Raw genomic sequence first — 8,722 nt, 5'->3', positions numbered from 1 at the left:
GTGTTGACCGCCATGCGTGTCCACCTCGTCGGGTCCGACCGGACCCCCGTGGCCCGGCGCCGTCGCGATCCTAGGGACACTGGCGCGATGCGTATGTCGGACCTGCCGATCCCGGACACCGCGGCGACCCGCTCGGCCGAGGAGGTCCTGCGCCGGTACGCCCCGCCCGCGCTCGTCCACCACGCGATCCGGTCGTCCCTGTTCGCCGCCGCGTACGGGCTCAGCACGGACGTGGAGTTCGAGCCGGAGCTGCTGCGGGTGGCCTCGCTGCTGCACGACCTCGGGCTGGAGGAGCCCTTCGACAGCCACCGGCTGCCGTTCGAGACCGCGGGCGGTCATCTGGGCTGGGTGTTCGGGGCGGGCGCGGGCTGGCCGCCGGAGCGGCGGGAGCGGCTGTCGGAGGTGATCGTCCGGCACATGTGGGACGACGTCGACCCCGGGTACGACCCGGAGGGGCACCTGCTGGAGCGGGCGACCAGCCTGGACATCTCCGGCCGGCGGCTGGCGCAGTGGCCGGCGGACCTGCGGGCCGAGGTGCTCGCGGCCTACCCGCGGCTGGACCTGGCCGAGCGGTTCACGGCCTGCTTCGCCGACCAGGCCGCCCGCAAGCCGGACAGCTCCGCGGCGGCCGCGATGCGCAGCGGTCTCGCCGCCCGCATCGCCGCCAACCCGCTGGAGGCCTGACGGTCAGGACTTCGGGGTCTGGGTGAACCGCAGGTGGTTGCCGGACGGGTCGCGGAACGCGCAGTCCCGGCCGTACGGCTGGTCGATCGGCTCCTGGATGACCTCGGCCCCCTTGCCGCGCAGCTCCTCGAACGCCGCGTCGCAGTCGTCGGTCGCGAAGATCAGCCCGGGCGTGAGGCCTTTCGCGACCAGCTCGATCGCCGCCTGCACGTCCTCCGGCGGGCTGAACGGCGCGCCCGGCAGGAGCAGGCCGATCTCCAGCCCGGCCTGCTCCGGCGCGCCGACGGTCAGCCAGCGCATGCCGTCGAAGGACACGTCGTTGCGCTTCTCCAGGCCGAGCACGCCGGTGTAGAAGGCCAGCGCGGCGTCCTGGTCGTGGACGGTCAGGAAGCAGTGGTTCACGGTGAGGTTCATGCCGCAGAGCCTGCCGCGGGCCGCCGGGTGGTCGCTTCTCGAAAACCGCTTCAGTGCCGGCTGGGCCGCGACATCCGCTTGGTGAAGCAGGCCGGCACCCGGGCCAGCGCCTGGTGGTCCCGGGCCCGGTACGCACTCGGGGTCTCGCCGACCAGCTCGGTGAAGCGGGCGCTGAAGGAACCCAGCGACGTACAGCCGACCATCATGCAGACGTCGGTCACGGACAGGTCGCCGCGCCGCAGCAGCGCCTTCGCCCGCTCGATCCGCCGGGTCATCAGGTAGCTGTAGGGACTCTCCCCGTACGCCTTGTGGAACTGGCGGGAGAAGTGCGCCGGCGACATCAGCGCGACCCGGGCCAGCGCGTCGACGTCCAGGGGCCGGGCGAAGTCGCGGTCCATCGCGTCGCGGGCGCGGCGCAGGTGGGCGAGGTCCTCGGGTGCCACCGGCCCAGCATGCCAGCCGGCCCGGAACTGTCGTAGCCCTCCGCTACAACGGCGCCATGACCGAGATCCCGTACGACCGCATGCTGGAGCTGATCGAGGGTCGCAGCGCCGCGCTCCGCTCCGCGCTGGCCGCCGCGCTCGCCGAGCGCGTCCCGTCCTGCCCCGACTGGACCGGTCGCGACCTGATCGCGCACCTCGGCGAGGTGCAGCGGTTCTGGGCCGTCGCGGTGGTGGCCGGGAAGCCGGAGATCGCGCCCGAGGACGACGACGTGCCCGAGCGGGAGCCGACCGGTGACCTGCTCGACTGGTCCGAGCGCTCCACCGGCGCGTTGCTGGACGCGTTGCGGGACGCCGGCCCGGACCGCCCGGTCTGGTCCTGGTGGGGCCCGACGACCGCGGCCCGGGTCGCCCGGCACCAGCTCCAGGAGGCCGGCGTGCACGCCTGGGACGCCGAGGACACGATCGGCCGGTCCGGCCCGCTGCCGGCCGAGATCGCCGCCGACGGGGTGGACGAGTTCCTCTCCGTCGAGGTGCCGACCAACGGGACGTGGCCGCATCCGGCGGCCGCCGTCGGCCTGACCGCCACCGACGCGCCCGCGGACGACCGGCGGGTCGTCCTCGTCCCGGCCGGCGGGACGCTGGAGCCGGGACCGGCGACCGGCAACGCGGTGCTGGGCGGCAGCGCGAGCGACCTGATCCTCGCGCTGTACGGTCGGCGCCCGGTGGACAGCCTCGTCGTCACCGGCGACCCCGAGGTCGCCCGGCAGTTCCTGGGGTGGTTCACGACCCAGTGAGGGGGATGCGACCGTGCCGACCCGCCGGCTGACCGTCCGGGCGCCGCTGAGCTTCGATGCCGTCCGGGCCGAGCTGGAGGTGCCGGCCGGGTTCCCGGCCGACGTGCTGGCCGAAGCGGCCGCGGCGCAGCCGGCGTTGCCGGCGCTCGACGCGACCGACGTCCCGTTCGTCACGGTCGACCCGCCCGGCAGCCGCGACCTGGACCAGGCCGTGCACATCGCGGCCCGTGCGGGCGGCGGGTTCCGGGTCAGCTACGCGATCGCCGACGTGGCCGCGTTCGTCCGGCCCGGCGGCGCGGTCGACCTCGAGGCCCGCACGCGCGGCCAGACCCTCTACAGCCCGGACCTGCGCACGCCGCTGCACCCGCCGGTCCTCGGCGAGGGTGCCGCCAGCCTGCTGCCGGACCAGATCCGCCCGGCCGTGCTCTGGCGGATCGACCTCTCCCCGGACGGCGAGGTCGCCGCGGTGGACGTCCGGCGGGCGCGGGTGCGCAGCCGGGCCCAGCTGGAGTACGCGGGCCTGCAGGCCGCGGTCGACGCCGGCACCCCGCCCGAACCGCTGGCGCTGCTGCAGCAGGTCGGCGAGCTCCGCCTGGCGCTGGCCCGGGCCCGGCACGCGACCGAGCTGGAGGTGCCGGAGCAGGAGATCGTCCCGGCGCCCAGCGGCGGCTGGACCTCGGAGTTCCGCCGCGAGCTGCCGGTCGAGCGCTGGAACGCGCAGGTCTCGCTGCTCACCGGCGCCTGCGCGGCGACGATCATGCTCGACGGCGGGCTCGGGCTGCTGCGCACGCTGCCGGCGCCGCGGCCGGAGGACGTCGCGGCGCTGCGGAAGCTCGCGCCGGCGCTCGGGGTGCCGTGGCCGGCCGGGGCCGAGCCCGGGGACGTGATCTCCGCGCTGGACGGCGCCACCCCCGGTCAGGCCGCGTTCCTGGAGCACGCGTCGGTGCTGCTGCGCGGGGCCGCGTACACGCCGTTCGAGGGGACGCCGCCGGCCGACCCGCTGCACCACGCCGTCGGTATGCCGTACGCGCACGTCACCGCGCCGATCCGGCGGCTGGTCGACCGGTTCGGCAGCGAGGTCTGCCTGGCGCTGGCGGCCGGGACACCGGTGCCGGACTGGGCCCGTGCGGCCCTGCCGGAGCTGAACGCGCTGATGGCGGCGAGCAACCGGCAGGCCGGCGCGCTGGAGCGGGCCGTGGTCGACGCCACCGAGGCCTGGCTGCTGGCCGGGCAGGAGGGTCGCGACTTCCCGGCCGTGGTCCTGGACGCGGGCAGGGACAAGGGCACGATCGTGCTGGCCGAGCCGGCCGTACGGGCCACCTGCAGCGGTGCCGACCTGCCGGTCGGGGAGTCGATCACCGCCCGGCTGGAGGTGGCCGACCCGGACAAGAGGCTGGTGCGGTTCGGGCGGGCGCCCGTCGCGTAGGTTCGGCTGATCACCGATCGTGAGGGAGTCGCCGTGCCGGACGTCAAGGAGCTCACCATCGGCGTGCTCGGCGGGACCGGTCCGCTCGGCGCCGGCCTGGCCCGGCGGTTCGCCGCGGCCGGTGTGGCCGTCGTGGTCGGCTCCCGGGACGCCGCCAAGGGCGCCCGGATCGCCCAGGAGATCCTGGCCGACGTGCCGCACGCGGACGTGACCGGCTCGGACAACGCCGAGGTCGCCCGGCAGGCGGACGTCCTCGTCGTGGCCGTGCCGTACGAGGGGCACGCCGAGCTGCTGCGCGGGCTGGCCGCCGTGCTGGCCGGCAAGATCGTCGTCGACGCGGTCAACCCGCTCGGCTTCGACAAGCAGGGCGCGTTCCCGCTGCACGTGGACGAGGGTTCGGCCGCCCAGCAGGCCGCCGCGCTGCTGCCGAACAGCCGGGTCACCGCCGCCTTCCACCACGTCAGCGCGCCGCTGCTGAACGACCTGGCGGTGCCGCAGGTCGAGCTGGACGTGCTCGTCCTGGGGGAGGGCGAGGACCGGGAGGCGACCGACACCGTGCAGGCGCTGGCCGAGCTGATCCCGGGCGTGCGCGGGATCTACGGCGGGCGGCTGCGCAACGCGCACCAGATCGAGGCGTTCACGGCCAACCTGATCGCGATCAACCGGCGCTACAAGGCGCACTCGGGCGTCCGCGTCACCGATGTCTGAGGACGATCTCGGAGCGCCGGTCGTGCTCGGCCCGGTGCGCCGGGTCGTCTCGCTGGTGCCGTCGCTGACCGAGTCGGTCGCGGCGAGCGTGCCCGGCCTGCTCGTCGGCGCGACCGACTACTGCACCCACCCGGCCGGGCTGGACGTCGCCCGGGTCGGCGGCTCGAAGTACCCCTCGGTGGAGGCAGTCAGGGCGCTGAAGCCGGACCTCGTCCTGGCCAACGCCGAGGAGAACCAGCGGGACGACATCGAGGCGCTGCGGGCGGACGGGATCCCGGTCTGGGTGACCGCCCCGGCCACGCTGGCCCAGGCGTTCACCAGCCTGCGGCGGATGCTGGCCGCCTGCGGTGTGGCCGACGTCCCGTGGCTCGAGGAGGCCCGCCGGGCCTGGTCCTCGACGTACGACGGCTCGGCCCCGGTCCGGACCGCCGCGGTGCCGATCTGGCGGCGGCCCTGGATGGTGCTCGGGCCGCGGACGTTCGCCGGGGACGTGCTGCGGCACCTCGGGGTGGCCAACGCGTACGAGTGGGCCGAGGAGCGCTACCCGCGGGTGACGGCCGAGGACATCCGCGGCTCCGGCGCGGACCTGGTCGTGCTGCCCGACGAGCCGTATGCGTTCAGCGCCGCCGACGGGCCCGAGGAGTTCCCCGGCCTGGACGTCGCGCTGGTCAGCGGCCGGCACCTGACCTGGTACGGGCCGTCCCTGCTGGCGGCCCGGGACCTGCTCGAACGCCAGCTGGCCGAGGTCCTGCGCACGAGCGGGTAGCCTCGGCCGCCGATCGACCGAGGGGAGCAGCCGTGCACGCCAGTCCCGGCCGGTCGCGCCGGTCCCGCGGCCCGCTGCTGGCGGCGCTCGCGGTGGCGCTGGTCCTGGTGCTCGGCGCCGGGGTCGCGGTCGCGCTGAGCCGGCGGGACACTCCCGTTGCCGCTCCGTCCGCGGTGCCGTCGGCGATCGCGACCGCGGGAACGGTCGCGCCGGCCGCCACCCGGCCGACCACCCCGGCCCCGGCGACGACCACCCCGGAGCCGACCCCGTCCTGCGGAGTCTGGGGTTGCACGGTCCAGCACCGGCTCGACGCCGCGGCGAAGCTGGTCGCGACCGAGCCGGGCAAGCTCGGCGTCACCGTGCTGGACCGGCGGACCGGTGCGGTCTGGGAGGCCGGCACCGCGAGCCACCTCATGTGGGCCAGCTCGACCCCGAAGCTCGCCATCGCGGCGAGCCTGCTGGAGCGGCAGCGCGCCGGCGAGATCACCCTGGACGCGAAGGCCCGCCAGGACCTGGCCGCGATGCTCGCCGTCTCCGACGACGACGCCGCCGACGCCCTCTGGGACCGGTACGGCGGCGCGTCCCTGCTGCCCCGCTTCCGCGACCGGTACGGCATGACCGGCGCGACGTTCGTCCCCGGCTTCCCGCAGCGCTGGGGCTTCATCAAGCTGTCCACCCGCGACCTGCGCGCGCTCATGACGTACGTGCTGACGAGGACGAACGCGGCCGACCGGGCCTACCTGGTGAACGCGATGCGGACGACCGGCCCGATCCAGCACTGGGGCGTCTGGGCGGCCGGCGCGGCCCAGCAGGCCGGCGCCAAGGACGGCTGGTCGATCGAGTACGACGGCGGCGTCCAGCACTGGTGCACCAGCTCGGTCGGCTTCGCCGGCCCGGGGGAGCGGTACGTCGTCGCGGTCATGGACGACCTCCCGCCGGGCACGGGCGAGGCCCCCGGGGTCCACGCCACCAGCGACGTCGTCGCCACGATCTTCGGCGCGCACACCCCCGCGACCGTCACCGTCCCCGACGAGTCGACCGGCCGCTGACGGCCGGCGGCCAGGTCGTGTCTCCCAACCGTCCGGACGCAACGACCGCCTCTGCCGAGGTGCGTGCATCCTCCTTCGGGCCAGATTCCGGATGGCCGCTTGGCGGTCGGGGTGTCGACTGCTGGTAAGGCGGCTGCCGGCGCGTCGTCCGTGGCTGGCCGGCCCGTCGCCGATGAGGAGTCCCAGGCAGTCAAGGTGGTTGCCCGGGTGCGGACGACGCTGTCCAGCACGCCTTGCTGGTGCGTCACCGCCCGGAGCCCTTCCCCGGCCACCGCCGCGGACGCCCTGGCCGCCGTTCCTCGGCGGCCGCAACCGTCAGCGCGGCAGGAACCGCTCCAACGCGGCGTTCGGCTCGCGCCCGCGAGCGGGCGCACAGCCACCGAATTCGGTCTAGCGCAGTGACCCGAACGCCGCTCGGAGCTCGGTGGCGAACAGCTCCGGCTCCTCCCAGGCGGCGAAGTGACCGCCCCGCTCGGCTTCGTGGAAGTACGTCAGGGTGGGATAGCTGTGCTCGACCCAGCTGCGCGGAGCCCGGAACAGCTCGCCGGGGAACGTGGTGTAGCCGGCCGGCACCGTGACCGGTTTGGCCGCCAGGGCCGCCGCGGTCTCGGCGTCGGCCACGCCGTAGCTGTCCCAGTACGATCGCGCCGCCGAGGCGCCCGTCCCGGTCAGCCAGTAGAGCGTGACGTTGTCGAGGATGTGATCCCGGGTGAGGTTGCCGCTGGGCTTCCCGTCGACGAACGCACCGGCGATCTTGTAGTAGGCGTCGGTGTCGTGGTCGATCATCCAGGCGGCCAGGGCGACGGGTGAGTCCAGCAGCGCGTAGCCGATCGTCTGCGGCCGGGTCGCCTGCTCCACGAAGTAGCCGTTGCCGGTCGCGTTGAACTCGGCGAGCTGGCCGGCCGCCGCGCGCTCCTCGTCGGTGTCCGTCGACTGTGGCGCGCCCAGCGCGGGCGCGAGCAGGTTGGTGTGGATACCGACCAGCCCTTCAGGGGCCTGGCGACCCATTGCGTCGGTGACGCCGGCGCCCACGTCGCCGCCCTGGGCGACGTACCGGGTGTAGCCGAGGCGGCGCATCAGCTCGGCCCACGCGCGCCCGATGCGTCCGAGGTCCCACCCGGTCTCGGTCGGCTCGGCCGAGAAGCCGTAGCCGGGCACGGACGGCAGCACGAGGTCGAACGCGTCCTCGGCGCGTCCGCCGTGCGCGGGCGGATCGGTGAGGGGGCCGACGGAGTCGACCATCTCGACGACCGAGCCGGGCCAGCCGTGCGTCATGATCAGCGGCAGCGCATTCGGGTGTGGGGACTTCACGTGGATGAAGTGGACGTCCCCGCCGTCGATCTCGGTCTTGAACTGCGGCAGCGCGTTCAGCTTCGCCTCGCACCGGCGCCAGTCATAGTCGCCCACCCAGTACCGAACCAGCGCCTGCATCGTCGCCAGCTGTACGCCCTGGGAACGGTCCGACACCGGCTCCTTGGTCGGCCAGCGCGTCGCGTCGATGCGGCGGCGCAGCTCGGTGAGCTTCTCCTCCGGGATCTCGACCCGGAACGCGCGGACGTCGGTCATGGCGGACATGCACTCTCCTCGATTGGCCGCGGTCGGAACCCCCGTGGTGCAGTCGAGCCGATGCTGCCGCGCGCCGTCAACCGTGGATACCGGTCGCCGTCGGCGACCAGTCGCTGCGCGACGTGCCGGCCGATGCCGTTGCTGCCCTCGACCGCCCAGACCCGCTGCGGCCAACGCCTTGAGTCACTCCGGGTAACCCTGACCGTCAGTACCAATCCACGTCGCAACGCAGGCTTCGTTGCCGTCCGGATCGGCCAGGATCCACCAGGACGGTGCCGGCTCGTCGCTGACCAGCCGTCCGCCGGCGGCCAGGGCGGCCACGACGCGGGCCTCGGCCTGGTCGTGCGGCACCCAGACGTCGACGTGGATCCGGCCGTGCCCGGGACGGGACGTCTCCAGGTGCTGGAAGCACACCACAGGCTGCCGGGCCAGCGGGTCGTTGAGCTCGCCGTCGACCTCGTCCAGCCCGAGCACGGCGCGCCAGAACGGCACGATCGCGGCCGGGGCCGTCGACCCGATGTTGAGGACCATGTTCCCGATCCGGGACGGGTCGGCGACGAGGCCGCGCTCGCCCGCCACCTCGGAGATGGCCCGGGCCGCCGCCACGTCGAGAGTGCTGAGCCCGCCCGGTCTCGGCCCGAACGTATTCAGGCGCACCATGACGCCGGTGCTGCGCGCGTCGAGATCGGGCGGGTGATCCACGCACTCGGGGAGGGCCGCGACGGAGAGTGCGAACGTCAGTCCGGTCGCGAGGTCGGGAGCGCCGAACCAGGCGCTGGCACCACCGTCGCAGACGCGCCACTGTGACAAGCCCTCAGAATGGAACGCCCGTGCGGTGATGTGAACGGCCATCCGCCCAACTTAGAAGCAGT

The 8,722-nt window shown here is 74.5% G+C and carries 10 protein-coding genes; 6 read left to right on the top strand and 4 right to left on the bottom strand.

Going from position 1 to position 8,722, the window contains the following annotated elements:
* The first annotated feature begins 87 nt into the window (after nt 1-87).
* Nucleotides 88-684, top strand: a complete 597-nt coding sequence (locus tag VGP36_06550) for an HD domain-containing protein (GenBank protein HEV7654383.1) — start codon at nt 88-90, stop codon at nt 682-684.
* 3 nt (nt 685-687) lie between these two features.
* Here the strand turns inward: VGP36_06550 and VGP36_06545 are convergent, their stop codons facing one another.
* Both VGP36_06545 and VGP36_06540 read right to left on the bottom strand, forming a co-directional pair.
* A complete protein-coding gene (locus tag VGP36_06545; GenBank protein HEV7654382.1) occupies nt 688-1,098 on the bottom strand; it encodes a VOC family protein in 411 nt (136 codons plus the stop codon).
* 50 nt (nt 1,099-1,148) lie between these two features.
* A complete protein-coding gene (locus VGP36_06540) occupies nt 1,149-1,496 on the bottom strand; it encodes a helix-turn-helix transcriptional regulator (GenBank protein ID HEV7654381.1) in 348 nt (115 codons plus the stop codon).
* A gap of 101 nt (nt 1,497-1,597) precedes the next feature.
* Here VGP36_06540 and VGP36_06535 point away from each other — a divergent pair, with 101 nt between their 5' ends.
* Genes VGP36_06535 through VGP36_06515 form a run of 5 tightly spaced genes read left to right on the top strand, consistent with a single transcriptional unit; the run spans nt 1,598 to nt 6,284 of the window.
* Nucleotides 1,598-2,335, top strand: coding sequence for a maleylpyruvate isomerase family mycothiol-dependent enzyme (locus VGP36_06535; protein ID HEV7654380.1), 738 nt, complete (start codon nt 1,598-1,600; stop codon nt 2,333-2,335).
* 13 nt (nt 2,336-2,348) lie between these two features.
* A complete protein-coding gene (locus VGP36_06530) occupies nt 2,349-3,761 on the top strand; it encodes an RNB domain-containing ribonuclease (protein ID HEV7654379.1) in 1,413 nt (470 codons plus the stop codon).
* Between the two features lie 33 nt (nt 3,762-3,794).
* Entirely contained in the window at nt 3,795-4,469 is a 675-nt protein-coding gene (npdG, locus tag VGP36_06525) for an NADPH-dependent F420 reductase (protein HEV7654378.1), read from the top strand.
* Nucleotides 4,462-5,235 carry a helical backbone metal receptor gene (locus VGP36_06520; GenBank protein ID HEV7654377.1) on the top strand — a complete coding sequence of 258 codons (774 nt, stop codon included), beginning with the start codon at nt 4,462-4,464 and terminating at the stop codon, nt 5,233-5,235. Before npdG ends, VGP36_06520 begins: the two co-directional genes overlap by 8 nt.
* 32 nt (nt 5,236-5,267) lie before the next feature.
* Nucleotides 5,268-6,284 carry a tat pathway signal sequence gene (locus VGP36_06515; GenBank protein HEV7654376.1) on the top strand — a complete coding sequence of 339 codons (1,017 nt, stop codon included), beginning with the start codon at nt 5,268-5,270 and terminating at the stop codon, nt 6,282-6,284.
* Nucleotides 6,285-6,674: 390 nt separating this feature from the next.
* Here VGP36_06515 and VGP36_06510 read toward each other — a convergent pair whose 3' ends face one another.
* Together VGP36_06510 and VGP36_06505 are read right to left on the bottom strand one after the other, a co-directional pair.
* Nucleotides 6,675-7,859 carry an epoxide hydrolase gene (locus VGP36_06510; GenBank protein HEV7654375.1) on the bottom strand — a complete coding sequence of 395 codons (1,185 nt, stop codon included), beginning with the start codon at nt 7,857-7,859 and terminating at the stop codon, nt 6,675-6,677.
* Nucleotides 7,860-8,033: 174 nt separating this feature from the next.
* Complete coding sequence (locus VGP36_06505; protein ID HEV7654374.1) at nt 8,034-8,660, bottom strand: VOC family protein; 627 nt, start codon at nt 8,658-8,660, stop codon at nt 8,034-8,036.
* Nucleotides 8,661-8,722 lie beyond the last annotated feature (62 nt).

It is taken from the genome of Mycobacteriales bacterium, assembly GCA_035995165.1.
Lineage (GTDB): Bacteria > Actinomycetota > Actinomycetes > Mycobacteriales > CADCTP01 > CADCTP01.
Note: the sequence above shows the minus strand (reverse complement) of the source record. Positions and strands in the feature narration are given on the sequence as shown.